Origin of the sequence: Kitasatospora sp. NPDC004723 (genome assembly GCF_040609255.1) — a bacterium.
Taxonomy (GTDB): Bacteria; Actinomycetota; Actinomycetes; order Streptomycetales; family Streptomycetaceae; genus Kitasatospora.
Map to the genome: position 1 here is coordinate 18,885 of NZ_JBEXJT010000061.1, position 26,207 is coordinate 45,091.

The window sequence follows — 26,207 nt, forward strand, 5'->3', positions numbered from 1 at the left end:
CGCGGCCGGGAACACGACGGCGGACGGGCGGGCGCCGGGCGGCGGCGCTCAGCGGGCGGCCGGGGCCAGATCCTCGGGGAACAGCCGCAAACGGTGGGCCAGCGCGGCGGCTTCGCCCCGGCCGCCCACCGCGAGCTTGCCGAGGATGTTGGAGACGTGCACGCTCGCCGTCTTCGGCGAGATGTACAGCTCCTCGGCGATCTGCCGGTTGGTGCGCCCCCGCGCGAGCAATCGGAGCACGTCCCGCTCACGGGGGGTGAGGCCGAAGGACTCCCCGGCCGGCGGCGCCGCGGCCGGTGCGGGACGGCCCGCGACGAGCGTCAGGCCCGCCCGCTCGGCCAGCGCGTCGATCTCGGCCCGCAGCCCGGCGTCGCCCCGCGCGGAGGCCAGTTCCCGCGCCTCGCGCAGCAGTCCGGCCCCGGCCTCACGGCGCCCGGCCAGCACCTCGGCCTCGCCGGCCCGCAGCAGGGCGAACGCCAGCGGGTACGGCAGGCCGGTCGGGCGCAGCCGCTCGATCGCGGCGGCCCAGTGCGCCGGGGTGTCCGCCCCCTCGGCCCGGGCCAGTTCGCCCTCCAGCAGCCGGGCCCAGCCGTGGTGCAGCGGCGCCGCCGGGTTCAGCCCGGCCGCCGCCCCGGCGATCCGGGCCAGTACCGCGGCCCGGCCCGGCTCGGCCTGCGGCAGGCCCCGGCTGTCCGCCTCGACGCCCGCGCCGTCGACCAGCAGCGGGTAGTAGTCGGCCAGGTAGCCGCGCGGGACCTCCTCCGCGAGGGCGGCGAGCAGTTCGGCGCGGGCCTCCAGCGGGCGGCCCGCCAGGGCGGCGATCCGTACCGCGAGCCGGCTGATCGGCACCGAGTGCTGGATCTGGCCGACCCGGTTGGCGGCCCGGGCCCCGGCGAGCAGCGCGGTGGCGCCGGCCAGGTCGCCGCGGAGCAGGGCGAGGTCGCCGCGCAGCCGGTCCAGGAACTCGGCGTGGGTGCCGGTCGGGCTGGTCAGGTCCCCCTCGGAGAGCACCAGCTCGGCCTCGTCGATCCGCCCGAGGTCCAGCAGCGCCTCGGCGAGGTTGCCGGTCAGGATGGTGCCGATGTTGCGCTGCAGGCCGTTGCGGCGGGCCGAGTCCAGCCCCTCGCGGGCCAGCGCCACGGCCTCCTCCGGCCGGCCGAGGCCGCGCTGCACCGAGGCCAGGTTGTTGAGACCGCGCAGCAGCAGGTCGGTGGCGCCGAGCCGGCGGGTGGCCTCGACCGCCGCGGTCAGCTGGGCCACCCCGGCCTCCGGGTCGGTGTCCAGGTCGTTGCGCAGCCCGCCGAGCGTCATCAGGGCGTGCTGCTCGACCGTGTGCGCGCCCACCTCGCGGGCGATCCGGGCGGCCCGCTCGGCGAGCGCGACCAGCTCGGGGCGGGGGTTGGAGAGCATCCCGGCGCCGGCCCCGAGGGCGAACACCTCGGCCTGCACGGCGGACGGCGGCAGCGGCTCGACCAGCCGGTGCGCGTAGGCGATCTCCGCCTCGTCGCCGGAGCGGCGCAGATGGCCGAGCATCCGGGCGCGGTTGATCCGGAACCAGGCGGCACGGGCCGGGTGCTCGGTCTCGTCGACGAGCTGGAGCGCCCGCTTCGCCAGGCTCAGCCCGCGCTCCCGGTCCCCGCTGCGGCGGGCCGCGACCACCGCCTCGGCCAGCACGTCGATCTGGCAGAGCCGGTCGCAGTCCTCGTCGTGCCGGTCGTCGTCGCAGGAGCAGGGCGGGTAGGTCTCGGCCCAGTCGTACGGGCGCAGGGTGCCGGCCAGCTGCTCGGCGGGGACCTCGTCCCACAGCTCCAGGGCCCGTTCCAGCATGCGCAGTTGCTCGGCGAAGGCGTTGCGGCGGCGGGCGGCCCGGGCGGCGTCCAGCGCGGTCGGCAGGGCCCGGACCGGGTCGTGCGCGTGGTACCAGTAGTTGGCCAGCCGGGCCGGGCGGGCGTCGGCACCGACCAGCTGCGGCTCGGCCTCCAGGGCCTCGGCGAACCGGCGGTTGATCCGGTGCCGCTCGCCGGGCAGCAGGTCGTCCGAGACGGCCTCGCGGACCAGCGCGTGCCGGAACCGGTAGCCGTCGCCGTCGGGGTCCGGGCGCAGGATGTTGGCGCCGACCGCGGCGCGCAGCGAGTCGATCAGCTGCTCCTCGTCCTCCAGGACGGCGGCGAGCAGGGCGTGTTCGACGCAGGACCCGCCCTCGGCGGCGATCCGCAGCACCCGCTGGGTCTCCTCGTCCAGCGCCTCGACCCGCACCAGCAGGATGTCCCGCAGGGAGTCGGTGAGCCCGGCCGAACCGCCCTCCCGCAGCGCGGTGGCCAGTTCCTCGACGAAGAACGGATTGCCCTCCGAGCGGCGGTGGACCCGCTCGACCAGCTGCCGGTCGGGCGCGGCGGTGCCGAGGATGCCGGCCAGCTGCGCGGCCACCTCGCCGGGGCCGAACCGCTCCAGCTCCAGCCGGCGCACCGTGCGCAGCCGCTCCAGCTCGGCCAGGAAGGGCCGCAGCGGGTGGCGGCGGTGCAGGTCGTCGCTGCGGTAGGTGGCGACCAGCAGGACGCGGGCCCGGTGCAGGGTGCGGACCAGGTAGGCGAACAGCTCCCGGGTGGAGCGGTCGGACCAGTGCAGGTCCTCGACGGCGAGCACGAAAGTACGGTCCGTGCCGAGTCGTTCGAACAGCCTCGTGGTGTGCTCGAACAGCCGGGCCCGGCCGTACTCGTCGTTGGGTTCGCCGTCGGCCTCGCCGAAGTCGGGCAGCAACCGGGCGAGATGGCCCTCCATCCCGGCGGCGGCGTGCTCCAGGTCGGTGCCCAGACAGCGGTGCAGCCGGCGCAGCGCGGTGGCCAGCGGCGCGTACGGCAGCCCCTCGGCGCCGATCTCCAGACAGCCGCCGTCGGTGGTGAGCACGCCTCGGTCGTCGGCCCGGCGGAGGAACTCCTCCAGCAGCCGGGTCTTGCCGACGCCCGCCTCGCCGCCGATCAGCACGGTCTGCGGCTCGCCGCGACCGGCCCGGTGCAGCGCGTCCATCAGGTCGGTGAGCTCCGGATCGCGGCCGACGAAGACGGGACTCACCGAGGTCTGCTGCATGGAGGCGAGCATGCCACAGAGGCCCGGCCCGCTCCGAGGGGTTATCGCGCCCGGCGAACGCCCCGGGAGGCCCGGCGAACGCCCGGAAGGGGAGGCGCACCCCCGTGCCGCCTCCCCCTCCGTTCCCCGCTCGGCACCTGGGTGCCGGTCCGTCAGCATTCGCCGGGACGCACGGCCCGCCGCCGGGTGCGCCGGCCGGCACTCGGCCACCGGCCGGCGCGCTCGGCGGTCCGCGCCGCCCGGACCAGCCGCTGGTGCTCGGCCTCGGCCCGGAGCTCCCGCCCCTGCTGCTTGATGAGCTCGTACTCGATCACGGTGGTTCCCCTCGTGGGTTCTCGGTCTCTTCCGTCTGCTGAGGAGAGACTCCTCTCCCAGGGGGGTGGCCGGCATCGGCAGGCTTGCGGATCTTCCGGGCCACGATCGCCTTAGGAACCCGGCCATGGGGACGACGAAGGCCCGGTCCTACCCCTGGTACGGGGTAAGACCGGGCCTCGGACCGGCCTCAGGCGACTAAGTAGGCCTTAGACCGCCTTAGACACCGTGGAAACCCAGGCGGAAACGCCCAGCTCCTCCAGGCTGTGCCTACTGTCCTTCCACGGCGAGCCGCTCCAGGATCAGGTCCTTCACGCGGGCCGCGTCGGCCTGGCCGCGGGTGGCCTTCATGACCGCGCCGACCAGCGCGCCGACCGCGGCGACCTTGCCGTCGCGGATCTTGGCGGCGATCGCCTCGTTCTCGGCGATGGCCTGGTCGACCGCGGCACCCAGCGCGGAGTCGTCCGAGACGACGGCCAGGCCGCGCTTCTCGACGATCTCGTCCGGCTCGCCCTCGCCGGCCAGCACGCCCTCGATGACCTGGCGGGCCAGCTTGTCGTTCAGCTTGCCCTCGGCGACCAGCGCGGTGACCCGGGCGACCTGCGCCGGGGTGATCGGCTGCTCGGCCAGCTCGGTGCCGGTCTCGTTGGCCCGGCGGGCCAGCTCGCCCATCCACCACTTGCGGGCCTGGTCGGCCGGGGCACCGGCGGCGATGGTCTCCTGGATCGGCTCGACGGCACCGGCGTTCAGCACCGACTGCATGTCCTTGTCCGACAGGCCCCACTCGGCCTGCAGCCGGGCCCGGCGCACCCGGGGCAGCTCGGGCAGCGCGGCGCGCAGCTCCTCGACCCACGCGCGGGCCGGGGCGATCGGCACCAGGTCCGGCTCCGGGAAGTACCGGTAGTCCTCGGCGTTGTCCTTGATCCGGCCGGAGGTGGTGGAGCCGTCCTCCTCGTGGAAGTGCCGGGTCTCCTGGACGATCGTGCCGCCGTCGGTCAGCACCGTGGCGTGCCGCTGGATCTCGAACCGGGCGGCCCGCTCGACGCTGCGCAGCGAGTTGACGTTCTTGGTCTCCGAGCGGGTGCCGAAGGTCTCGGTGCCGTTCGGGCGCAGCGACAGGTTGACGTCGCAGCGCATCTGGCCCTTGTCCATCCGGGCCTCGGAGACGCCCAGCGAGCGGATCACCTCGCGCAGCTCGGCGACGTACGCGCGGGCGACCTCGGGTGCCCGCTCGCCGGCACCGGTGATCGGCTTGGTGACGATCTCGATCAGCGGGATGCCGGCCCGGTTGTAGTCCAGCAGCGAGTGCGTGGCGCCGTGGATGCGGCCGGTCGCGCCGCCGACGTGGCTGGACTTGCCGGTGTCCTCCTCCATGTGGGCGCGCTCGATCTCCACGCGGAAGGTCGAGCCGTCCTCCAGCTGCACGTCGAGGTAGCCGTTGAAGGCGATCGGCTCGTCGTACTGCGAGGTCTGGAAGTTCTTCGGCATGTCCGGGTAGAAGTAGTTCTTCCGCGCGAACCGGCACCACTCGGCGATCTCGCAGTTCAGCGCCAGGCCGATCTTGACGGCCGACTCCACGCCCACCGCGTTGACCACCGGCAGCGAGCCCGGCAGCCCCAGACAGGTCGGGCAGACCTGGCTGTTCGGCTCGGCACCCAGCTCGGTCGAACAACCGCAGAACATCTTGGTCTTGGTACCCAGCTCGACGTGGACCTCCAGGCCCATCACCGGGTCGTACGACGCGAGAGCGTCCTCGTAGGAGACCAGGTTCTTGACGCTCACAGCGTCCCCTTCACTCAAAAGTCTTCGGTGGTGCGGGTCCGGCCGGTACCGCTGTACCGGCCGGACCCCACGGGCTAGCCCAGCAGGACGTCGTCGTCGCCGAGGCGGCGCAGCTCGCGCACGAGCAGGGCGGTGCCGGTGACCAGGGCGGCGGCGCCGATCAGGGCGTTGACGAGCTTGAGGGTGTCACTCTCGTCGCGGGCCTTGCGGACGTCCTTGACGATGGAGATCGCGCCGAACGTGCTGGTCCCGATGGACAGCCACAGCCCGGGCTTCGAGTGCTTGAAGCCCTTGGCCTTCTCGATCTTGCTCACAGTGCCGGTGCCTCCTCCAGCAGGGTGTGCCCCCACTTGTCGTTGAGTGCGGCCTCGACGGCGCCGCCCACGCGGTACAGGCGGTCGTCCGCCATCGCGGGTGCGATGATCTGCAGGCCGACCGGGAGATTGTCCTCCGGGGCCAGGCCGCAGGGCAGCGACATGGCCGCGTTGCCCGCCAGGTTGGACGGAATCGTGCAGAGGTCGGCCAGATACATCGCCATCGGGTCGTCGGCGCGCTCGCCGATCGGGAAGGCGGTGGTCGGGGTGGTCGGCGAGACCAGGACGTCCACGCCGGCGAAGGCCGCGTCGAAGTCGCGGGAGATCAGCGTGCGCACCTTCTGGGCCGAGCCGTAGTAGGCGTCGTAGTAGCCCGAGGAGAGCGCGTAGGTGCCGAGGATGATACGGCGCTTGACCTCGGCGCCGAAGCCGGCCTCGCGGGTCAGCGCGGTGACGTCCTCGGCGGAGCGGGTGCCGTCGTCGCCGACCCGCAGGCCGTAGCGCATCGCGTCGAAGCGGGCCAGGTTGGACGAGGCCTCGCTGGGCGCGATCAGGTAGTACGCGGGCAGCGCCAGGGTGAACGACGGGCAGGAGACCTCGACGACCTCGGCGCCCAGCTCGCGCAGCAGCTCCACCGACTCGTTGAAGCGCTGCATGACGCCGGCCTGGTAGCCCTCGCCCGCGAACTCCTTCACCACGCCGATCCGCATGCCCCGGATGTCGCGCATCCGCGCCGCCTCGACCACGGCCGGGACCGGCGCGTCGATCGAGGTGGAGTCCAGCGGGTCGTGGCCGGCGATGGCCTCGTGCAGCAGCGCCGCGTCCAGCACGGTGCGGGCGCACGGGCCGCCCTGGTCCAGGCTGCTGGAGAAGGCCACCAGACCGTAGCGGGAGACCGAGCCGTAGGTCGGCTTGACGCCGACGGTGCCGGTGACGGCGCCGGGCTGGCGGATCGAGCCGCCGGTGTCGGTGCCGATCGCCAGCGGGGCCTCGAAGGCGGCCAGCGCCGCCGCCGAGCCGCCGCCGGAGCCGCCGGGGATCCGGGAGAGGTCCCACGGGTTGCCGGTGGTGCCGTAGGCGGAGTTCTCGGTGGAGGAGCCCATCGCGAACTCGTCCATGTTGGTCTTGCCGAGGATGACGACGCCGGCGTCCTTGAGCCGCGAGGTCAGGGTGGCGTCGTACGGCGGGATCCAGCCCTCGAGGATCTTCGAGCCGCAGGTGGTCGGCACGCCCTTGGTGGTGAAGACGTCCTTCAGCGCCAGCGGGACACCGGCCAGCGGGCCCAGCTCCTCGCCCTTGGCGCGCTTCTCGTCGACGGCCCGGGCCGCGCTCAGCGCGCCCTCGGTGTCGACGTGCAGGAAGGCGTTGACCTTCTGGTCGACGGCCTCGATGCGGTCCAGGTGCGCCTGCGCGACCTCGACGGCGGAGACCTCGCCCTTGGCGATGGCGGTGGCCGTCTCGGCGGCGCTGTAACGAATCAGGTCGGTCATCTCGGTCAGTCCTCCCCGAGGATCTGGGGAACGCGGAAACGCTGCTCCTCGGCGGCCGGGGCGCCGGCCAGCGCCTGCTCCGGGGTGAGCGACGGCCGGACCTCGTCCGCGCGCATGACGTTGGTCAGCGGCAGCGGGTGGGAGGTGGGCGGGACGTCCTGTCCGGCGACCTCGGAAACGCGGGCGACCGCGCCGATGATCACGTCGAGCTGCTCGGCGAAGTGGTCCAGCTCTTCGGCCTGCAACTCAAGACGCGACAGCCGAGCGAGGTGGGCGACCTCCTCGCGCGTGATGCCAGGCATGCAGCGATCCTCAGGGTGAGTTCTGGTGAGGCCCGGATCCGCCTTCCGGCGGCCCGGGCCCGGGTCGGGAGCGGCCGGTCCGGCGCTCCCGTCCTCGTGGTCTGTGGCCCCATCCTAGGGGGCGCGGCCCGGCCACCGGCCAACGACCAGCGGCGGTCCGGGGTCGCCCCCGCCGCACGGCGCCGCGCGCGGCCCGCCCGGGGCGGCTCCACCGCCGGTCCCATGCCGGTCCGATGCCGTTCTACTGCGGGCGGGTCGGCGCCCAGCTCTGCTGCTTGGGAACCTGGACCTCCACCGCGGCGGCCTGCACCGCCTGGACCACCGGCGGCAGCACGGGCTTGACCACCGGCGGCAGCCGGTCGGCGGAGGCGGCGGCGGCGAACCGCTCCACCGGCGGGGCGCCGGTGCGGTGCACCCGCAGCCAGGCGGTGGCCTGCTCGGCCGGCAGCGCCGCGGAGACCAGCCAGCCCTGCACCGCGTCCACGCCCATGCAGTTCAGCCGTTCCCAGGTCTCGTCGTCCTCGACGCCCTCGGCGACCACGGTCAGGCCGAGCGAGTGGGCCAGCTCGACCGAGCAGCGGACCACTGCCGCGTCGTGGTCGTCGGCGACCATCCGGGAGACGAAGGAGCGGTCGATCTTCAGCTCGCCGACCGGCAGGCTGCGCAGCCGCACCAGCGAGGAGTGGCCGGTCCCGAAGTCGTCCAGGGACATCCCGACCCCGTAGCCGCGCAGTTCGGCGAGGGTGTCGGCGGCCCGCCGGGAGTCGTCCAGCAGCAGCCGCTCGGTGATCTCCAGCTGGAGCGCGTGGGCCGGCACCTGGTGGCGCACGAGGTGGCCGGCGACCCGTTGGGCGAAGCCGGGGTTGAGCACGTCGCGCGGCGAGACGTTCACCGCGACCTGCACCTGCAGGCCCTGCTCGCGCCAGTGGGCGAGCTGGCCGACGGCGGCCTCCAGCACGTAGTCGGTCAGCCGGGGCATCAGCCCGCTGGACTCGGCGAGGCCGACGAACTCGTCCGGCGAGACCCGGCCCTGGCCGGGGCGCTCCCAGCGCAGCAGCGCCTCCAGTCCGACCACCCGGCCGTCGAAGGCCACCTTGGGCTGGTAGTGCAGCTGCACCTCCCCGGTCTCCAGGGCCCGCCGCAGGTCGCCCAGCAGTCCGATCCGGTACGGGGTGTCGGCGTCCTGCGCCTCGTGGTACTGCTCGACCGAGGTGCGTCCGCGCTGTGCGTGGCCCATCGCGACGTCGGCGCGGCGCAGCAGCGACTCGGCGTCCTGGGCGTGCCGGGGGAAGACGCAGACGCCCGCGCTGGCCTCCAGGACGAGCAGCAGCCCGTCCAGCCGGATCGGCGCGGCCAGTTCGGCGATCAGCGCCTTGGCCACCTTCTCCAGCGAGTCCGGGCAGCCGATGCCGGGCAGCAGCACGGCGAACTCGTCGCCGCCCATCCGGGCCACCATCGGCCGGCCGCGGTAGTGCCGGGGCAGTCCGGCGAAGACGTCGTCGATGGACTCGCGGGTGGCGCTGCCGGCCGCCCCGCCGGAGCGCAGGGCCCGGTGCAGCCGGCGGGCGATGTGGACGAGCAGCCGGTCGCCGGCGGTGTGGCCGAGGGTGTCGTTGAGCGACCGGAAGCGGTCGAGGTCGAGCAGGATCAGCCCGACGCTGTACCCCTCGGAGTGCTCGGCGATGGCCTCCTGGGCGGCGAGGAGTAACGCCTGGCGGTTGGGCAGATCGGTCAGCGGATCGGTCAGCTGGTCGCGGGCCCGGTCGCGGGCGATCCGCCAGGCGGCGACCAGGACGGCCAGCGGCACCGCGAACAGCGGCAGCAGTTCCGCCTCGTAGCGGTAGACCAGCACGGCCAGCGGGATCAGCGGCGCCGCGCCGGCCAGCAGCACGCCGAGCAGCAGGACGGCCCCCGCCACCCCCTGCGGCGGGCGTGTGGGCACGCCGCCGGTCGTACGATCCATAAGCCCTGTCCTCCGTCGGGCCCGCCCCGTCGGGCCGCCTAGCGGTGAGGCACCGTACCGGTACCGGCAGCCTGCCGGGCACGGAGCGACCCCGCGGAGTCCGGCTCAGCCGGTCCCCCCACCCCTGCTGACACTCTGTTGCGCTCCAGGGTATGCGTGGCTTCACCCGACGGGCAGACTTTCAGACAACCGGACATACGCCACCGTGCCCCGGTGCCGCACGGTGTCACGATGCCCGCTAACACTGTGCGGCACCCGATGACGTTGCATCAGGACGATAACAAGCCGGATTCGGGGCTTCCGCGCGCGGGTCAGTCCTCGGCGGGCTCCTCCCCGGGTGCGGCGGCGGGCGCCTCCGCACCCGCCTCCGCCTTGGCGGTGGCGGCCTTCTTCTTCGCGGGCGCCTTCTTCACCGGCACCTCCTCCGGCTCCGGCGGCAGCCCCAGGTGGACCCGGGCGGCGGCCGACCCCTGCTCCAGCAGGATCGCGAAGCCCTGGTCGTCCAGGACCGGCAGCCCGAGCTGCACGGCCTTGTCGTACTTGGACCCCGGGTTGTCGCCGGCGACCACGAAGTGGGTCTTCTTCGAGACCGAGCCGGTCACCTTCGCGCCCCGCGAGGTCAGCGCCTCCTTGGCGCCGTCCCGGGTGTGCCCGGCCAGGGTGCCGGTGACGACGACCGTCAGCCCCTCCAGCGGACGCTCGCCCTCCTCCTCGGCGGCCTCCTCGGTGAAGCGGACGCCGGCGGCGCGCCACTTCTCGACGATCTCCCGGTGCCAGTCCACCTGGTACCACTCGATGATCGACCGCGCGGTGCCCGCGCCGACGCCCTCGGTGGCGGCCAGCCGTTCCTCGCTCGCCGCGAAGATCGCGTCCAGGTCGCGGAACTCCCGGGCGAGGTCCTGGGCGGCCACCGGGCCGACGTGCCGGATCGAGAGGCCGTTGAGGAAGCGCCAGAGCGGGCGGTCCTTCGCCTTCTCGATGTTCTCCAGCATCAGCCCGGTGTTCTTCTTCGGCGCACCGGCGGTGGTGGCGAAGAAGAACACCTCCTTCTCCTCGCCGGTCTCGTCGTCGAGCTTCGGCATGCCGGTCTTCTGGTCGCGCACCAGCACCTTGATCGGGAGCAGCTGCTCGACCGTCAGGCCGAAGATGTCGCCCTCGTTGCCCACCGGCGCCTCGGCCGGCTCCAGCGGCTGGGTCAGCGCGGTGGCCGCGACGTAGCCGAGCCCCTCGATGTCCAGCGCCGAGCGTCCGCCGAGGAAGGCGATCCGCTCACGGATCTGGGCCGGGCAGAACCGGGCGTTGGGGCAGCGCAGGTCGATGTCTCCCTCGGCCATCGGCCGCAGCTCGCTGTCGCACTCGGGGCAGTGCGAGGGCATCACGAACGCCTGCTCGGTGCCGTCCCGCAGGTCGTACACCGGACCGAGGATCTCCGGGATCACGTCGCCGGCCTTGCGCAGCACCACGGTGTCGCCGAGCAGGACGTCCTTGGCCTTGACGACCTCCTGGTTGTGCAGCGTCGCGTACTGCACCATCGAGCCGGCCACCTTCACCGGCTCGGCGAGCACCGCGTACGGGGTGGCCCGGCCGGTGCGGCCGATGCCGACCTTGATCGCGGCCAGCTTCCCGGTGACCTCCTCCGGCGGGTACTTCCAGGCGATCGCCCAGCGCGGCGACTTCGAGGTGGAACCGAGCCGGCCCTGCAGGGCGATCTCGTCCACCTTGACGACCACGCCGTCGATCTCGTGCTCGACCGAGTGCCGCTGCTCGCCGAAGTTCTTGATGAACTCCCGCACCTCGGCCAGCGTGCCGACCACCCGGTTGTGCCGCGCGGTCGGCAGGCCCCACGCGCGCAGCAGGTCGTAGGCGTGCGACTGGCAGTCGATGTCGAAGCCGGAGCGCGCCCCGATGCCGTGCACCACCATGTGCAGCGGACGGGAGGCGGTGACCAGCGGGTCCTTCTGGCGCAGCGAGCCGGCGGCGGCGTTGCGCGGGTTCATGAACAGCCGGATCATCGCCCGGGGCCGCTTGCCCTCCTTGGCGCGCTCCTCGTTCTCCACCCGGCGGCGCTCGTTCTCCTCCGCGAAGGAGGCGTTGAGCGCCTCGAAGGCCTCGGTCGGGAAGTAGACCTCGCCGCGGATCTCCACCAGCTCCGGGACGTCGTCGCCCTGGAGCCGGTGCGGGATCTCCTTGATGGTGCGGACGTTGGCGGTGATGTCCTCGCCGACCCGGCCGTCGCCGCGGGTCGCCGCCTGCACCAACTGGCCGTTCTCGTAGGTGAGGTTGACGGCCAGGCCGTCCACCTTGAGCTCGCACAGGTAGTGGTACTCGATGCCGGCCAGCTCGGTGGCGACCCGCTCGGCCCAGGCGGCGAGCTCCTCGTCGTCCATCGCGTTGTCCAGGCTGAGCAGCCGCTCCCGGTGCTCGACCGGGGCGAACAGCAGGGTCGGCGCGCCGCCGACCCGCTGCGTGGGCGACTCCGGGGTGACCAGCGCCGGGTGCTCCGCCTCCAGCCCCTCCAGCTCGCGCATCAGCGTGTCGAACTCGGCGTCGCTGACGACCGGCGCGTCCTGCTCGTAGTAGCGGGCCCGGTGGTCGGTGATCTCGGCCGCCAGCTCCGCGTGCCGCTTGCGCACTTCCGCCGGAACGTCCTCCCAGCCCTCGACAGCCACCACCGCAAGCCCTCCGTCAATCTCTCATTCCGGGTTGTCCACCAGGCTCTGGGCCGCCTTCACACTGAGTGACAACGCGGTGCGCGCATGGGCCGGGGAGGCCCCGGCCAGCCCGCAGGTGGGCGTCACCAGCACACGACGGCCCAGCAGCTCCGGGGCGAACCCGAGCCTGCGCCACAACGTCCTGACACCCTGGACACTACCGGCCGGGTCCGACATCGCCCTTGATTGAGCGGGGGCCTGGTCGGTGGAGGGAACAACACCGGCGAGGATCACGGTGCCGGCCTCGACCGCCTCGCCGAGGTCGTCGTCCTCACGCTCGGTCAGCAGCGAGAAGTCCAGCGAGACGCCGGCCACCCCGGCCCGGCGCAGCAGCGGCAGCGGCACCCGGGGCGCGCAGCAGTGCACCACGACAGGCGCGTCCAGGGCGCCGATCAGGTCCCGCAGCGCCTCCTCGGCGAGCTGGCGGTCGACCGCGCGCAGCCGCTGGAAGCCGCTGGCGGTCTTCACCTCGCCGGCCAGCACGGCGGGCAGCGAGGGCTCGTCGAGCTGGAGCACCACCTCCGCGCCGGGCACCCGCCGGCGGACCTCGGCGAGGTGGCGGCGCAGGCCCTCGGTCAGCGAACCGGCGATGTCCCGGCAGGCACCGGGGTCGGCGAGGGCCTTCTCGCCGTGCTTGAGCTCGACGGAGGCGGCCAGCGTCCACGGGCCGACCGCCTGCACCTTGAGCGCACCCGTGTACCCCTGGGTGAACTCCTCCAGCGCGTCGAGGTCCTCGCCGAGCCAGGAGTGGGCGCGCCGGGTGTCCCGGCCGGGACGGTCGGCGAACCGCCAGCCGCTCGGCTCGGTCTGCGCGAACAGCTCGACCAGCAGGCCGGCGGAGCGCCCGATCATGTCGGCGCCGGGCCCGCGGGCGGGCAGCTCCGGGAGGAACGGGAGGTGCTCCAGCGCGCCGGTGGAGGTCTTGGCGGCCTCCCGGGCGTCGGTACCGGGCAGCGAGCCGACGCCGGTGGCGGCGCCGACCAGGTCGGGGAAGGGGTGTCCGTTGCTCACCCGCCCGAGCCTAGTGCGCCGCCACCCTGCGCCTAACGCCCCGGGCGGACGGTGATGTCGGTGATCTCCGCGTCGCGGGAGGCGTCCAGCGCGGCCAGGACCGCCTTGGCCACCGACTCGGGCTCGATCCACTGCCCGGCGTCGTACGCCTTGCCCTCCTGCTGGTGCACCTTGACCTGCATCGCGGTGGCGGTGCGGCCCGGGTACACCGAGGTGACCCGCACGCCGTTGCCGTGCTCCTCCAGCCGCAGCGCGTCCGCGAGCGCCTTCAGCCCGTGCTTGCTCGCCGCGTACGCCGACCACTCGGCGCTCGCCCGCAGCCCGGCACCGGAGTTCACGAACACCACGTGCCCCTTCACCAGCCGCACCGAGGGCAGCAGCAGCCGGGTCAGCTCGGCGGGGGCGACCAGGTTGACGTTCAGGGTGTCCTGCCAGGCCTTGACCGGCAGCTCGCCGACCGGGCCCAGCTCGACCATGCCCGCCACGTGCAGCAGCGAGTCCAGCTCGACCGGCAGCGCCTGGTGTCCGAAGGCCCAGGACAGCTTGGCCGGGTCGCCGAGGTCGCCGACCAGGGTCTTCGCGCCGGGGAAGCGCTCGCGCAGCTCGGCGGCCCGACGGGCGTCGCGGGCCAGCAGCCAGAGCTCGTCGCCGCGCGCGGCGAGACGTTCGGCGAGGACGGCGCCGATGCCGGAGCCGGCGCCGGTGATCAGATGAGTGGCCATGGTCCCGATCCTCTCAGGCCTTCAGCTGCTCGAAGACCTGGGCCGGGGTGTCGGCGAAGGTGATCAGCTCGGCCAGCGGGCGCGGCAGGAAGCCCTCCGCGTCCATCCGCTCCATCTGGGTCCGCAGGCCCGCGTAGAACCCCTCGGTGTCCAGGACGACCACCGGCTTGTCGTGCAGCGCGTGCTTCTTGAGCTCCAGCACCTCGGTGACCTCGTCCAGCGTGCCCAGCCCGCCGACCAGCACGACGACCGCGTCCGCCCGCGACAGCAGCAGCGCCTTGCGCTCGGCGAGGTCGGCGGTGACGACCAGCTCGTCGGCGCCCTCGTACGACTTGTGCTTCAGGAACTCGACGGAGATCCCGACCAGCTGCCCGCCGGCCGCCTTCACCCCGTCCGCCAGCTCCCCCATCAGGCCGGTGTTGGAGCCGCCCCACACCAGGGTGTGCCCGCCCTCCCCGAGGAGCCGGGCGAACTCGGCGGCGGGGGCGGAGTAGCGGTCGTCGAGCGAGGCAGCGGAGCAGAAAACGCAGATATTCATAGTGGAATCCGGTCTATCACGCCCTGGCGCCCTCCTTCACCACCTTTGTTCCTCAGCCCTTGTACGGCACGAGCGCCTCCAGGCTCAGCATGAAGCCGAAGGGTTCCGGGATGTGGATCTCGTCGCCGAACTTCCGGTCGCTGCGGGTGTGGTACCGGTCGTGGTCGGGCTCGGAGAACAGCGTCACGGTCTGCTCGCGCGGGTCCACGATCAGGTAGAGCGGGATGCGCATCACGGCGTAGTCGTGCAGCTTGTCCATCCAGTCGTTGCCCGGGTTGGACGGCGAGACGACCTCCACCGCGATCAGCGCCTCGGCGGCGGGGGCGCGGTTGCCCGACTCGGAGAGGACCTCCACCGGTAGGTAGGTCAGATCGGGCTCGCGCCCCTTGGAGACGTCCGGGCTGACGATCTCGCTGCGTTCACTGGGGAGGTAGCCGTCCGGGGCATGCCGCTCGAACTGCCTGCGCACCTGGGCGATGTTGAGCTGATGGATGTTCGACGGCGACGCCTGCATGATCAGGGTGTCCCCGGACCACTCGATCCGGACGCCCTCCGGGGCGATCCGCTCCAGCTCCTCGATGAAATCACGGTGCTGCTCGTAGAAGCTCATGCCGTCCCTCCGGGTCTTCAGGCGCATCCGACGACGACCAGCCAAGCAGATGCCGACCGTCATGGGTCCGCACGGCCGGTTCGGCGCCGTCCCGGAGAGCGTCCAGGATGCGCACCGCGTACACCTCGGCCATGCGGTCGCAGACCTCGCCCGGCGTGAGCCAGTCGACGGCGGTCGACTCCTCCGAGAGCCGCTCGCTGCCGCTCTCCGGGCGGCAGCGGAACACCAGGGCGACGATTCCGCGGCTCACGTTCTTGTAGACGCCGGTCAGCCGCTCCACACCGACCTTGATCCCGGTCTCCTCGAACACCTCCCGCCGCACGCCGTCCTCCACGGCCTCCGTCAGCTCCAGCACCCCGCCCGGCGGCTCCCACGCCCCGTTGTCGGCCCGCCGGATCGCCAGCACCCGGCCGTCCTCCCGCACCACCACCCCTGCGACGGACACCGAGTGGAGCGGCGGTGACCCGGAGTTCCCGGCGCTGTTACCCATGTGCAGGAGAATAGGAGCCTTGAAGGGCCGTTCACGCCGAACCGGCGATGACCCGGTGAGACCGTCGGACGATGCTCCCGCGCCGAGTCCGGGCTCAGACGGTGACGGCCGGGCGCCGGGTGGTGGCGATGGTGGCGGAGCCGACGACCCGGGTGCCGTCGTAGAGCACCACGGCCTGGCCGGGGGCGATGCCGCGGGCCGGGGTGTCGAGGGCGACGTGGAGGGTGCCGTCGACGACCGAGGCGTCCACCGGGACCTCCTCGCCGTGGGCGCGCAGCTGGGCGGTGTAGCGGCCGTCGGCCAGCGGCTCGGTGCCGCACCAGCGGGGGCGGACGGCGGTCAGGCCGGTGACGTCCAGGCCCTCGACCGGGCCGACCGTCACGGTGTTGTTCACCGGGGAGATGTCGAGCACGTACCGGGGCTTGCCGTCCGCGGCCGGGCGGCCGATCCGCAGGCCCTTGCGCTGGCCGATGGTGAAGCCGTACGCGCCGTCGTGCTCGCCGAGCTTGGTGCCGTCGACGTCCAGGATGTCGCCGGTGGCGGTGCCGAGGTGCTGGGCCAGGAAGCCCTGGGTGTCGCCGTCCGCGATGAAGCAGATGTCGTGGCTGTCCGGCTTCTTGGCGACGGCCAGGCCGCGCCGCCCGGCCTCCTCGCGGATGACGTCCTTGGTGGTGTCGCCGAGCGGGAAGAGCGAGTGGGCGAGCTGCTCGGCGTCGAGCACGCCGAGCACGTAGGACTGGTCCTTGGCGGCGTCGACGGCGCGGTGCAGCTCGCGCGAGCCGTCCGGGAGGTCGACGATCCGGGCGTAGTGGCCGGTGCAGACGGCGTCGAAGCCCAGCGCGATCGCCTTGTCCAGCAGCGCGGCGAACTTGATCTTCTCGTTGCAGCGCAGGCACGGGTTGGGGGTGCGGCCGGCCGCGTACTCGGCGACGAAGTCGTCGATGACGTCCTCGCGGAAGCGCTCGGCGAGGTCCCAGACGTAGAACGGGATGCCGATCACGTCGGCGGCGCGGCGCGCGTCCCGGGAGTCCTCGATGGTGCAGCAGCCGCGCGCACCGGTCCGGAAGGACTGCGGGTTGCTGGAGAGCGCCAGGTGCACGCCGGTCACCTCGTGCCCGGCCTCGACGGCGCGGGCGGCGGCGACGGCGGAGTCCACCCCGCCGGACATCGCCGCGAGCACACGCAGGCGGCCGGTGGTGGACGGAGCGGTCGGGGCACCCGGGAAGTCAGTCATGATGAGTCCAAGCGTACGTGGTGCCGCCCGGCATTCCGCCGGGGTTTCCCCGCCGCCCGGACCCTAGCGCCGGACGGCGGCGAGACCCGCGTTGCGGGCGCGCTGGACGGCCGGCGCGATGGCCTCGGTGAGGGCGGTGACATCGGCCCGGGTGGAGGTGTGGCCGAGCGAGAAGCGCAGCGAGGCGCGGGCCAGCAGCGGGTCGACGCCCATCGCCAGCAGCACGTGGCTGGGCTGCGGGACGCCGGCCGAGCAGGCCGAGCCGGTGGAGCACTCGATGCCCTGGGCGTCGAGCAGCATCAGCAGGGCGTCGCCCTCGCAGCCGGGGAAGGAGAAGTGCGCGTTGGCGGGCAGCCGCCCCTCCGCCGCCGGGTCGCCGTTGAGCACCGCGTCCGGGACGGCGGCCAGCACCGCCGCGACCAGCTCGTCGCGCAGCGCGCCCAGCGTGACGGCGTGCTCCGCGCGCCGCTCGACGGCGACGGCCGCCGCGGCGGCGAAGCCGGCGGCGCCGGGCGCGTCCAGGGTGCCGGAGCGCACGTCGCGCTCCTGGCCGCCGCCGTGCAGCAGCGGGACCGGCGCCGCGCCGCGCGACAGCAGCAGGGCGCCGATGCCGAACGGGCCGCCGATCTTGTGACCGGTGACGGTGAGCGCGGTGAGTCCGGAGTCGGCGAAGGAGACCGGGACCTGACCGAGCGCCTGCACCGCGTCGGCGTGCATCGGGATGCCGTACTCGGCGGCCACCGCGGCGAGTTCGGCGACCGGCTGGACCGTGCCGACCTCGTTGTTGGCCCACATCACGGTGACCAGCGCGACCGAGGCCGGGTCGCGCTCGATCGCCTCGCGCAGCGCCGTCGGGTGGACCCGGCCGAGCGCGTCCACCGGCAGGTAGTCGACGGTGGCGCCCTCGTGCTCGGCGAGCCAGTGCACCGCGTCCAGCACCGCGTGGTGCTCGACCGGGCTGCACAGCACCCGGGTACGGGCCGGGTCGGCGCCGCGGCGGGCCCAGAACAGGCCCTTGACCGCCAGGTTGTCGGACTCGGTGCCGCCACCGGTGAGGATGATCTCGCTGGGCCGGGCGCCGAGCGATTCGGCCAGCGACTCGCGGGCCTCCTCGACCACCCGGCGGGCCCGACGGCCGGCCGCGTGCAGGGAGGAAGCGTTGCCGACGACCCCCAGGTGCGCCGACATCGCGGCGATCGCCTCGGGCAGCATCGGCGTGGTCGCCGCATGGTCCAGGTATGGCATAACCATCCGATTGTAGAGGCCCCCCGGCTCGCACCGGACCGATCAGGCCACCGGACGCCGCGCACCGCGGCGCTGCCCGTCCGGGCAACCCGGTACGGGGCGCGGCCCACGAGCGGCTAGCCTGACGGCCACCACCACGCGGCCGGACCGGAACCAGGACTCAGGGGGCGGAATGTCGCAGTCGGTCGATCGCGCCCTGACCCTGCTCGGATCCCTCGGCGACGGCCCGGCCACCCTGGAACAGGCCGCCACCTCGATCGGCGTGCACAAGTCCACCGCGCTGCGCCTGCTGCGCACGCTGGAGGAGCACGGATTCGTCCACCGGCTGTCCGACCGGCGCTACCGGGTGGGCGGCCGGGTGCTGTCGCTGGCGCAGCGGGCGCTGCAGGAGATCGACGTCCGGCAGGTCGCCGCGCCGTACCTGGCCTCGCTGCACGAGCGCTTCGGCTGCACGGTGCAGTTGGCGGTGCTGCAGGACGACGAGGTGCTGTACCTGGACGAGCTGGCCGGGCGGTGGAGCGGCGCGGCGGGCCGGCCGACCCGGATCGGGCGGCGGGCGCCGGCCGCCGGGACGGCGATCGGCCGGGTGCTGCTGGCCGGGCTGCCGCAGGACGGCCGGGCGGAGGAGGAGCTGTCGGCCGATCTGGCGGCGGTGCGCCGGCGGGGCTGGGCGGCGGAGTCGGCCGAGCACCCGGAGGCGGGGACCTGCGTGGCGGCGCCGGTGGCGGGCAGTGACCGGCGGGCGGTCGCGGCCTGCGCCCTCTCGGCGCCGACCGACCGGGTGTCACCGGCCGAGCTGGTGAAGCTGGTGCCCGAGCTGCTCTGCACGGCGGAGGCGATCTCGCTGGCGTACGGCGGCTCGCCTACTCCTCGCTGGTGCGAGAACCGTTGCGGTGCCAGGCCCGTGGTGCGCGCCAGCCGTACTTGAGGGCGAGCATCCGCAGGCCGAACGCGGTGAGCGCGGCGGCGGTGCCGGTGACGGCGGTGAGGCCGTCGAGGGCGATCAGGACGGCGACCAGCGCGGCACCGACCAGGGCGGGCACGGCGTAGATCTCGCGGTCCCAGCGCAGCAGCGAGGGGATCTCGCCGGCCAGGACGTCGCGCATGACGCCGCCACCGGCCGCGGTCACCATGCCGAGGGCGACGGAGGGGACGGCGCCGAGGCCGAAGTCGTGGGCCTTGGCGGTGCCGGTGACGCAGAACAGGCCGAGGCCGAGCGCGTCGAGGGTCTGCACGGCGCGGTTGATCCGTTCGACCTCGGGGTGCAGGAAGAAGACGACCACGGCGGCGATCAGCGGATCGACGAAGTAGCCCAGATTGGTGAAGGCGGCGACCGGGGTGGCCCCGATGACGAGGTCGCGCATGACGCCGCCGCCGAGCGCGGTGACCTCGGCGAGCACACAGATGCCGAAGATGTCCATGTTCCTGCGGACGGCGAGCAGCCCACCGGAGAGGGCGAAGACGAAGATGCCGACGAGGTCCAGCGACTGCTGCACGTCGGAGGGGAAGATCTGCGAGGTCACCGCACCAGTGTGACCCGGCCGAGCCTCCCCTCCGATCGGACGGTCACGCGGAGGCGGGCGCCTTGTCCCCGGAGGCGCCCTCGGGGCTGTGCTAGCCGTTCCCCTCGCTGCCCTCGGGGCTGTGCCAGCCGTTCCCCTCGCTGCCCTCGGGGCCGTGCCAGCTGTTCCCCTCGCTGCCCTCGGGACTGTACTAGCTGTTCCCCTCGCTGCCCTCGGGGAAGTGACAGGCCACCTGGTGCCCCGCCGTCGCCGCGGTGAGCGGCGGCTCCTGGCTCGCGCAGATCTCCTGGGCCTTCCAGCAGCGGGTGCGGAAGCGGCAGCCGCTGGGCGGGTTGATCGGCGAGGGCACGTCGCCCTTGAGCAGGATCCGCTCCCGCCCGGCGCGCTGTCGGCGGCGCGGGTCGGGCACCGGCACGGCGGACATCAGCGCGGTGGTGTACGGGTGCCTCGGGCTGCGGTAGAGCGAGTCCCGGTCGGCGATCTCGACGATCTTGCCGAGGTACATCACCGCGACCCGGTCGGAGACGTGCCGGACCACCGAGAGGTCGTGCGCGATGATCAGGTAGGTCAGCCCGAGCTCCCGCTGGAGGTCGTCGAGCAGGTTGACCACCTGGGCCTGGATGGAGACGTCCAGGGCGGAGACCGGCTCGTCCGCGACGATCATCTTGGGCCTCAGGGCGAGCGCCCGGGCGATGCCGATGCGCTGGCGCTGCCCGCCGGAGAACTCGTGCGGGTAGCGGTTGTAGTGCTCGGGGCTGAGCCCGCACAGCTCCAGCAGTTCCTGGACGGCCTTCTTGATCCCGCCCTCGGGCGCGGCGTTCTGCAGCTTGAACGGCGCGCCGACGATGGTGCCGACGGTGTGCCGGGGGTTCAGCGAGGAGTACGGGTCCTGGAAGATCATCTGGATGTCGCGGCGCAGTGGCCGCATCGCCCCGACGCCCAGGTGGGTGATGTCGACGCCCTCGAACTCGACCGTGCCGCCGGTGGGCTCGTCGAGCCGGGTGACCAGCCGGCCCATCGTCGACTTGCCGCAGCCGGACTCGCCGACGACGCCCAGGGTCTCACCGGCGTGGACGGTGAAGTCGATGCCGTCGACCGCCCGGACGGCGCCGGTCTGACGCCGCAGCAGGCCGCTGTGGATCGGGAAGTGCCGGGTCAGCCCGGTCACCTTGAGCAGCGGCCGCCGGTCCGGGGCGGGCGTCTGCGAGGGGATGCTCGCCGCCTGAGTGTCCGTCATCGGTTCTCTCCAGAAAGGTGGTACGAGGCCGGGCTCACAGCCGGGGCGCGATCTCTTCGGCGAAGATGCGGTGCCGCTCGGCGAGCGCGAGGTGACAGGCGGCGTGGTGTCCGGGCGCGACCTCGGTGAGCTTCGGGGTCTCCTCGGTGGAGCGCCCGCCGGTCAGCTCCGCGTAGGGGCAGCGCGGGTGGAAGGCGCAGCCGGACGGCACGTTGATCAGGCTGGGCGGGGTGCCCTTGACCGGGACGAGGCGGTCCTGCAGCTCGCGGTCCAGGCGCGGCATCGAGCCCAGCAGGCCCCAGGTGTAGGGGTGTTCGGGCGCGTCGAAGAGGGTCTCGGCCGGGCCGCGCTCGACGCACCTGCCGCCGTACATGACGAGGATGTCGTCGGCCAGCTCGGCGACCACCCCGAGGTCGTGGGTGATGATGATGACGGCCGAGCCGAACTCCTCCTGGAGGTCCCGGATGAGGTCCAGGATCTGCGCCTGGACGGTGACGTCCAGGGCGGTGGTGGGCTCGTCGGCGATCAGCAGCGACGGGTCGTTGACCAGCGCCATGGCGATCATGGCGCGCTGGCGCATGCCGCCGGAGAACTGGTGCGGGTAGTCGTCGACCCGGCGGTCGGGCTGCGGGATGCCGACCCGGTCGAGCATCTCGACGGCCCGGGCGCGGGCCTGCCGCTTGCTCGCCTGCGGGTGGTGCACCCGGTAGGCCTCGACGATCTGCTGCCCCACCGTGTAGTAGGGGTGCATCGCGGTGAGCGGGTCCTGGAAGATCATCGCCATCTTCTTGCCGCGCAGTTCGCGGACCCGGTCGGGTCCGGCCGCGATGAGGTCCTCGCCGTCGAGCCGGATCTCGCCGGTGATCCGGGCCCGCTTGGAGCGGTGCAGGCCCATGATGCCCAGCGAGGTGACGGACTTGCCGGAGCCGGACTCGCCGACGATGCCGAGGGTGCGGCCCTTGGCGAGGTCGAAGCTCACCCCGTCGACGGAGCGGACCAGGCCGTCGTCGGTGTCGAAGTGGATCCGCAGGTCCCGCACCGAGAGGAAGGACTCCTCGCCGCCCGGGGCGGCCGCGCGGGCCGGGGTCTTCTGGAGCTCGGTCACGACAGCCTCACCCGGGGGTCGACAGCGGCGTACAGGAGGTCAACCACGAGGTTGCAGAGGACGATGAAGAAGGCGGCCAGCAGGGTGACGCCGAGGATCTTCGGCAGGTCGTTGTCGGTGATCGCCTGGACGGCGAACTGGCCGACGCCCTGGAGCGAGAAGACCTGCTCGGTGATCAGCGCGCCGCCGAGCAGCAGGCCGAGGTCCATGCCGAAGATGGTGACGATCGGGGTGAGCGCGGCGCGCAGCCCGTGCCGGGTGACGACCTTGGACTCGGCCAGGCCCTTGGCCCGGGCGGTGCGGATGTAGTCCTCGCTCATGGTCTCCAGCATTCCGGCGCGGGTGAGCCGGGCGTAGAGCGCGGAGTAGAGGAAGGCCAGCGAGATCCACGGGAGGATCAGGTTGCGGGCCCACATCAGCGGGTTGTCGGTGAAGTTGGTGTACTCGAGGTTGTCGAGGATCGGCCACTCGTAGCTGAACACGGTGAGCAGCAGCGCGCCGGTGAAGAAGACCGGCAGCGAGACGCCGGCGAGCGCGATGCCCATCGAGATCCGGTCGAAGATCGAGCGCGGCTTGAGCGCGGAGACGACGCCGGTGGCGACGCCGGAGACCAGCCAGAGCACCGCGGCGCCGATGGCCAGCGAGAGGGTGACCGGGATCCGCTTGGACAGCTCGGGCCAGACCTCGAGGTGGTTCTTGAAGGAGTAGCCGAAGCAGGGCACGTGGCAGGTGGCCGGTTCCGGACCGAAGGTGTACTCGGCTCCGGTGACCAGCGCCTTGAGGAAGTTCCAGTACTGCGTGTACAGCGGCTGGTCGAGGCCGAGGTTCTGCTTGACCGCCTGGACCGCCTCGGGCGAGGGGTTCTTCCCGATGTACTGGGTGGCCAGCTGGTCGACCGTCTCGCCGGCGAGACGCGGGAGCAGGAAGAAGATCGCGAAGGTGACGGCGCTGACGACCAGCAGCAGCAGCACGGCCGCGAAGATCCTGCGGATGATGTAGGCAAACACAGTTGGTCGGCTCCGGCCGCCCGCCGCCGTCCGGGATCCTCCGGACGGCGGCGGGCGCCGCTGCCTTCACCTGCCTTCAGGGATGCGGAGCCAGGCTCTTACTTGGTGGTGCCGATGTTCAGGTAGTCGTACTCACCCGAGAAGGCCGGCGTGGACGCGAGGTTGGTGGCGTTGTCCGGGCGGTACAGGAAGACCTTGAAGTAGGTCAGCGGGACGTAGACCGCCTGGTCCATGACCTTCTTGTCGATGTCGCCGTAGATCTTCTCGCGGGCCGCCTTGTCCGGGTTGGTCGCGGCGTCGTCGAGCAGCTTGTTGACCGCGGCATCGTTCAGCGAGGCCAGGTTGCTGTTGCCGGAGGCCTTGATCGCGCGGCCGTCGACGATCTGCTGCAGGAAGCCGTAGCCGGTCGGCCAGTCGGCGCCCCACTGCATCATCATCAGGCCGATGTTGTGCTCCTTGGCGAACGCCGGGGCGCCCGCGCTGTCGGCCAGGTACTTGCCCTGCGGGTACTGCTGGATCTCGGCGCTGATGCCGACCTTCTTCAGCGCGGCCTGGATCGAGGTCGCGGCGGCGACCTCGGTGGCGCGCTCGGTGCGGGCGGACAGCACGGTGCTGAAGCCACCGTCCTTGCCGCAGGCCTTCAGGGCCTCCTTGGCCTTGGCCTCGTCGCCCTTGTTGTCCTTGGTCTCCCAGACGTTGAAGTCCTGGTGGCCCGGGATGTCCGGCGGGAGCACGGTGTTGGCGACCTGGCCGCGGATCGGGCCGCCGAGCGAGGTCTGCACGGAGACCTTGTCGACCGCGTACTGCACGGCCTTGCGGCACTCGATGTTGTCGAACGGCGCGACGTCGGTGTTGATCGCCATGTAGACCAGGCGGCCGCCGTAGGCGTTGTCGGTGCTCGCCTTGAGCTTCGGGTTCTGCAGGATCTGCGCCTGGGTCTGCGGGTCGACGCCGCCGCCCACCAGGTCGACCTGGGCGTTGCCGGCCAGCAGGTCCTTGTCGATGGTGGCCTGGTCGATGTTCATCTTGAGCACGATCTTGTCCGGCAGCTGCTTCCGGATCGGGTCGGTGCTCGGGTCCCAGTTGGTGTTCGGGACCAGGACGGCCTGCTTGCCGTCCTCGTAGGACTCGAACTTGAAGGAGCCCGAGGAGACGATCTTCTTGACGTAGTCGGCGCCGGTGTCCTTGGCCTGCGGGACCGGGACCGTCTGCGGGGCGCTGACCAGGTAGTCGAAGTCGGCGAAGGCGTGCTTCAGGTGGAAGACGATCGTGGTGTCGTCGGGCGTCTCGATCGACTTGAGGTCGCCGGTCTTGTCCTTGTACGGACCCGCGTACGGCGTCTCGTTGTCGACCAGCAGCTCCTTGAAGTACGTCGGACCGTTGGAGGCCACGTCCGGCGCGAAGTTGGAGCGCTCGACGGCGTACTTGACGTCCTTCGAGGTGATCGGGGTGCCGTCGTCGAACTTCAGGCCCTTGCGCAGCTTGTACGTCCAGGTGAGGCCGTCCGCGCTGACCTGGCCGAGCGACTCGGCGAGGTCCGGGACGAGCTTGTTGCCCGCCTCGCCGGCGCCCGGCTGGAAGGTGGTGAGCGGACGCCCGTACAGACGCGAGAAGTTGTAGATGTAGGCGTAGTACGTGTTGCCCGGGTCGAGCGAGTCCGGGGTCCCCTTCATCTCGAAGGTGACCGTCCCGCCCTTCTTGTCCGAGGCGTTGACGATGTTCTTGGTGGCCGCGTTGGCCCCGGAGCCGCCGGCGGCCTCGGTGCCGGTGGCGGCGGAGGTGGACTTGGTGTCGTCGCTCTTCTTGCTCGACGAGCAGCCGGTGACGACCAGGACCGCGGCGGCGGCCATGGCGGTCAGCGCGACGGTGCGGGACCTACGCATGGGTGAGATCAACCCCTTGAGGAAGTGATGGCTGAACGAGGGATCCTGACGTGTGGTCAGTTGCTCTTGGGATCGAGGGCGTCACGCAGCCCGTCGCCGAGCAGGTTGAAGGCGAGCACGGTGATGAAGATCGCCAGACCGGGGACCACCATGTACTGGGGGTCCACCTGGTAGTACCGGATCGCGTCCTGGAGCATCCCGCCCCAGGAGGCCTGCGGAGGCTGGATGCCGACGCCGAGGAAGCTCAGACCGGCCTCGAAGAGGATGTTGGTCGGGATCAGCAGGGTCGCGTAGACCAGGATCTGGCCGACCAGGTTGGGCAGCAGCTCCTTGAACAGGATGAACGGGCCCCGGGCGCCCAGACTGCGGGCCGCGTGGACGAACTCGCGCTCGCGCAGCGAGAGGGTCTGTGCGCGCACGATGCGGCCGATGTAGGGCCAGTTGAAGAAGCCGATCACGAAGACCAGCACCACGATGTGCAGCGGCAGGCCGTGCAGACCGAACGCGCCGCCCTGCAGCGAGGTGGAGATCGCGATGGCGAAGAGCAGCAGCGGGAAGGCGAGGAAGACGTCCATCACCCGGCTGATCACGGCGTCCACCCAGCCGCCGTAGTAGCCGGCCATGACGCCGAGCACGGTGCCGATGGTGTTGGACAGCACGGTCGCCCCGAAGGCGACCAGCAGGGAGACCCAGGAGCCCTCGATCACACGGGTCAGCAGGTCACGGCCCTGCAGCGGGTCGACGCCGAGCGGGTGGTCCCAGCTCATGCCGCCCCAGTCACCCAGCGGGAGGCCACCGAGGTCGGCGTCCAGCAGGTCCTGGTTGAGGGCGTCGGGGTCCAGGCCGAAGATCGACTCGATCGGCTTGGCGAGCACGGCGAGCAGGATCAGCAGGATCACCACGACACCGCCGGCGACGGCGGCCTTGTCCCGCTTGAAGCGGGTCCAGGCGATCCGGCCGAGCGAGCGGCCCTCGATCTTCTTGGCCGGGCTCGCGGCGGCGTCTGCCTCCGGTGCGTTGCCGGCGGTCTTGATGGGTGCGGTCATGGTCAGTTCGGTCCCCTCGCCGACGGTGGCCGGCCCACGGGTGCCGGACGCCGGGATCGGCGGCTCGGCTGGTGCGGACGTGCTTGGGTGCGGAGGTGCGGGAGTACGGGTGGGGTGCTTCCCCAGCGGTACGACGTGCTCAGTGCTGCTGCCACGCGGGATGGGCGTCACGTGGATCATGCGGTCCGCCAGCGCGTTCGCCTTTGTGGGACGCCAACCACGCGCTGTGGGCTGTTGCAGAACTCTCTGCCATCCGAACTGGCTTGCGCCAGCCCTGCCAACCGACAGATGCCCAACTGTGATCTGTGCGCATGCACCTCCCCGATCTTCGGCATAGCCCTCTTCACACAGCTGTAACAGCCATGTCAAGATGTCTGCCACCCACTTCACCGGGAACGTCCGGAAAAGCACCGAGACCGGCCTGACACTGCGTCAGGCCGGTCTCAGGGACGGGTGTTGAGCGTGCCCGGGACGGTCCGGGAGAAGGTGGAGAGGGCCTAGGGCCAATGCCAGTGACTTTGTCCTTCGATCCTCGTTGGTTGTGGTGTGGCGAGGGTGGGGCAGGTCAAGTCGCCTGCGGGTGAGCGGTTGTCGGACC

General features: G+C 72.3%; 21 protein-coding genes and 1 pseudogene. 1 reads left to right on the top strand and 21 read right to left on the bottom strand.

What is annotated here, in order from left to right; translation table 11 throughout:
- Positions 1-48 precede the first annotated feature (48 nt).
- The 15 genes and pseudogenes from ABZW10_RS35095 to ABZW10_RS35165 form a co-directional block, all read right to left on the bottom strand.
- The gene (locus tag ABZW10_RS35095) at positions 49-3,084 is read right to left on the bottom strand and encodes an AAA family ATPase (RefSeq protein ID WP_355374515.1); all 3,036 of its coding nucleotides are present in this window, start codon (positions 3,082-3,084) and stop codon (positions 49-51) included.
- Between the two features lie 152 nt (positions 3,085-3,236).
- The gene (locus ABZW10_RS35100) at positions 3,237-3,398 is read right to left on the bottom strand and encodes a hypothetical protein (RefSeq protein WP_355374517.1); all 162 of its coding nucleotides are present in this window, start codon (positions 3,396-3,398) and stop codon (positions 3,237-3,239) included.
- A 268-nt stretch (positions 3,399-3,666) separates the two neighbouring features.
- Positions 3,667-5,178, bottom strand: a complete 1,512-nt coding sequence (gene gatB, locus ABZW10_RS35105; RefSeq protein WP_355374520.1) for an Asp-tRNA(Asn)/Glu-tRNA(Gln) amidotransferase subunit GatB — start codon at positions 5,176-5,178, stop codon at positions 3,667-3,669.
- Between the two features lie 74 nt (positions 5,179-5,252).
- Positions 5,253-5,492 (bottom strand): hypothetical protein, encoded by a 240-nt coding sequence (locus ABZW10_RS35110; RefSeq protein WP_355374523.1) that lies wholly within the window; start codon positions 5,490-5,492, stop codon positions 5,253-5,255.
- Positions 5,489-6,982: an Asp-tRNA(Asn)/Glu-tRNA(Gln) amidotransferase subunit GatA gene (gatA, locus tag ABZW10_RS35115; protein WP_355374526.1), complete on the bottom strand. Its 1,494-nt coding sequence runs from the start codon at positions 6,980-6,982 to the stop codon at positions 5,489-5,491. The genes ABZW10_RS35110 and gatA overlap by 4 nt, the downstream gene beginning before the upstream one ends.
- Before the next feature lie 5 nt (positions 6,983-6,987).
- Positions 6,988-7,284, bottom strand: a complete 297-nt coding sequence (gatC, locus tag ABZW10_RS35120) for an Asp-tRNA(Asn)/Glu-tRNA(Gln) amidotransferase subunit GatC (RefSeq protein WP_035845952.1) — start codon at positions 7,282-7,284, stop codon at positions 6,988-6,990.
- Between the two features lie 241 nt (positions 7,285-7,525).
- Positions 7,526-9,184 (bottom strand): annotated as a pseudogene (locus tag ABZW10_RS35125) (bifunctional diguanylate cyclase/phosphodiesterase); the annotation flags it as partial.
- Positions 9,185-9,558: 374 nt separating this feature from the next.
- Positions 9,559-11,916, bottom strand: coding sequence for an NAD-dependent DNA ligase LigA (gene ligA, locus ABZW10_RS35130; RefSeq protein ID WP_355374570.1), 2,358 nt, complete (start codon positions 11,914-11,916; stop codon positions 9,559-9,561).
- Between the two features lie 24 nt (positions 11,917-11,940).
- Complete coding sequence (locus tag ABZW10_RS35135; protein WP_355374529.1) at positions 11,941-12,969, bottom strand: methionine synthase; 1,029 nt, start codon at positions 12,967-12,969, stop codon at positions 11,941-11,943.
- A gap of 32 nt (positions 12,970-13,001) precedes the next feature.
- Positions 13,002-13,691 carry an SDR family oxidoreductase gene (locus ABZW10_RS35140; protein WP_355374532.1) on the bottom strand — a complete coding sequence of 230 codons (690 nt, stop codon included), beginning with the start codon at positions 13,689-13,691 and terminating at the stop codon, positions 13,002-13,004.
- A gap of 13 nt (positions 13,692-13,704) precedes the next feature.
- On the bottom strand, positions 13,705-14,229 hold the full coding sequence (locus ABZW10_RS35145) for a TIGR00730 family Rossman fold protein (RefSeq protein WP_355374533.1): 525 nt from the start codon (positions 14,227-14,229) through the stop codon (positions 13,705-13,707).
- Positions 14,230-14,281: 52 nt separating this feature from the next.
- Positions 14,282-14,839, bottom strand: a complete 558-nt coding sequence (locus ABZW10_RS35150; protein WP_355374536.1) for a Uma2 family endonuclease — start codon at positions 14,837-14,839, stop codon at positions 14,282-14,284.
- A complete protein-coding gene (locus ABZW10_RS35155) occupies positions 14,814-15,329 on the bottom strand; it encodes an NUDIX domain-containing protein (RefSeq protein WP_355374539.1) in 516 nt (171 codons plus the stop codon). The genes ABZW10_RS35150 and ABZW10_RS35155 overlap by 26 nt, the downstream gene beginning before the upstream one ends.
- Before the next feature lie 94 nt (positions 15,330-15,423).
- Entirely contained in the window at positions 15,424-16,563 is a 1,140-nt protein-coding gene (gene mnmA / locus ABZW10_RS35160) for a tRNA 2-thiouridine(34) synthase MnmA (RefSeq protein ID WP_355374542.1), read from the bottom strand.
- A gap of 63 nt (positions 16,564-16,626) precedes the next feature.
- Positions 16,627-17,808 carry a cysteine desulfurase family protein gene (locus ABZW10_RS35165; protein WP_355374545.1) on the bottom strand — a complete coding sequence of 394 codons (1,182 nt, stop codon included), beginning with the start codon at positions 17,806-17,808 and terminating at the stop codon, positions 16,627-16,629.
- 172 nt (positions 17,809-17,980) lie between these two features.
- Here ABZW10_RS35165 and ABZW10_RS35170 point away from each other — a divergent pair, with 172 nt between their 5' ends.
- Positions 17,981-18,736 (top strand): IclR family transcriptional regulator, encoded by a 756-nt coding sequence (locus ABZW10_RS35170; RefSeq protein WP_355374548.1) that lies wholly within the window; start codon positions 17,981-17,983, stop codon positions 18,734-18,736.
- On the opposite strand, the gene ABZW10_RS35175 is transcribed toward ABZW10_RS35170, so the two are convergent.
- The 6 genes from ABZW10_RS35175 to ABZW10_RS35200 form a co-directional block, all read right to left on the bottom strand.
- Positions 18,672-19,331, bottom strand: coding sequence for a trimeric intracellular cation channel family protein (locus ABZW10_RS35175; protein WP_355374551.1), 660 nt, complete (start codon positions 19,329-19,331; stop codon positions 18,672-18,674). The two genes, ABZW10_RS35170 and ABZW10_RS35175, sit on opposite strands and share 65 nt — an antisense overlap.
- A 190-nt stretch (positions 19,332-19,521) precedes the next feature.
- Positions 19,522-20,568 carry a dipeptide ABC transporter ATP-binding protein gene (locus ABZW10_RS35180; protein WP_355374553.1) on the bottom strand — a complete coding sequence of 349 codons (1,047 nt, stop codon included), beginning with the start codon at positions 20,566-20,568 and terminating at the stop codon, positions 19,522-19,524.
- A 34-nt stretch (positions 20,569-20,602) separates the two neighbouring features.
- Positions 20,603-21,673, bottom strand: a complete 1,071-nt coding sequence (locus ABZW10_RS35185; RefSeq protein ID WP_355374556.1) for an ABC transporter ATP-binding protein — start codon at positions 21,671-21,673, stop codon at positions 20,603-20,605.
- Complete coding sequence (locus ABZW10_RS35190; RefSeq protein WP_355374558.1) at positions 21,670-22,680, bottom strand: ABC transporter permease; 1,011 nt, start codon at positions 22,678-22,680, stop codon at positions 21,670-21,672. Before ABZW10_RS35190 ends, ABZW10_RS35185 begins: the two co-directional genes overlap by 4 nt.
- Positions 22,681-22,778: 98 nt before the next feature.
- Positions 22,779-24,563: an ABC transporter substrate-binding protein gene (locus tag ABZW10_RS35195; protein ID WP_355374561.1), complete on the bottom strand. Its 1,785-nt coding sequence runs from the start codon at positions 24,561-24,563 to the stop codon at positions 22,779-22,781.
- A gap of 56 nt (positions 24,564-24,619) precedes the next feature.
- Positions 24,620-25,609, bottom strand: a complete 990-nt coding sequence (locus ABZW10_RS35200; RefSeq protein WP_355374564.1) for an ABC transporter permease — start codon at positions 25,607-25,609, stop codon at positions 24,620-24,622.
- Between the last annotated feature and the right edge of the window lie 598 nt (positions 25,610-26,207).

Bases quoted from the DNA above. Each gene is read 5' to 3' on its own strand.
- ABZW10_RS35095 (WP_355374515.1), bottom strand. From the start codon at position 3,084: ATGCAGCAGACCTCGGTGAGTCCCGTCTTCGTCGGCCGCGATCCGGAG.
- gatA (WP_355374526.1), bottom strand. From the start codon at position 6,982: ATGACCGACCTGATTCGTTACAGCGCCGCCGAGACGGCCACCGCCATC.
- gatC (WP_035845952.1), bottom strand. From the start codon at position 7,284: ATGCCTGGCATCACGCGCGAGGAGGTCGCCCACCTCGCTCGGCTGTCG.
- ABZW10_RS35140 (WP_355374532.1), bottom strand. From the start codon at position 13,691: ATGGCCACTCATCTGATCACCGGCGCCGGCTCCGGCATCGGCGCCGTC.
- ABZW10_RS35145 (WP_355374533.1), bottom strand. From the start codon at position 14,229: ATGAATATCTGCGTTTTCTGCTCCGCTGCCTCGCTCGACGACCGCTAC.
- ABZW10_RS35150 (WP_355374536.1), bottom strand. From the start codon at position 14,839: ATGAGCTTCTACGAGCAGCACCGTGATTTCATCGAGGAGCTGGAGCGG.
- ABZW10_RS35155 (WP_355374539.1), bottom strand. From the start codon at position 15,329: ATGGGTAACAGCGCCGGGAACTCCGGGTCACCGCCGCTCCACTCGGTG.
- mnmA (WP_355374542.1), bottom strand. From the start codon at position 16,563: ATGACTGACTTCCCGGGTGCCCCGACCGCTCCGTCCACCACCGGCCGC.
- ABZW10_RS35165 (WP_355374545.1), bottom strand. From the start codon at position 17,808: ATGCCATACCTGGACCATGCGGCGACCACGCCGATGCTGCCCGAGGCG.
- ABZW10_RS35170 (WP_355374548.1), top strand. From the start codon at position 17,981: ATGTCGCAGTCGGTCGATCGCGCCCTGACCCTGCTCGGATCCCTCGGC.
- ABZW10_RS35180 (WP_355374553.1), bottom strand. From the start codon at position 20,568: ATGACGGACACTCAGGCGGCGAGCATCCCCTCGCAGACGCCCGCCCCG.
- ABZW10_RS35195 (WP_355374561.1), bottom strand. From the start codon at position 24,563: ATGCGTAGGTCCCGCACCGTCGCGCTGACCGCCATGGCCGCCGCCGCG.
- ABZW10_RS35200 (WP_355374564.1), bottom strand. From the start codon at position 25,609: ATGACCGCACCCATCAAGACCGCCGGCAACGCACCGGAGGCAGACGCC.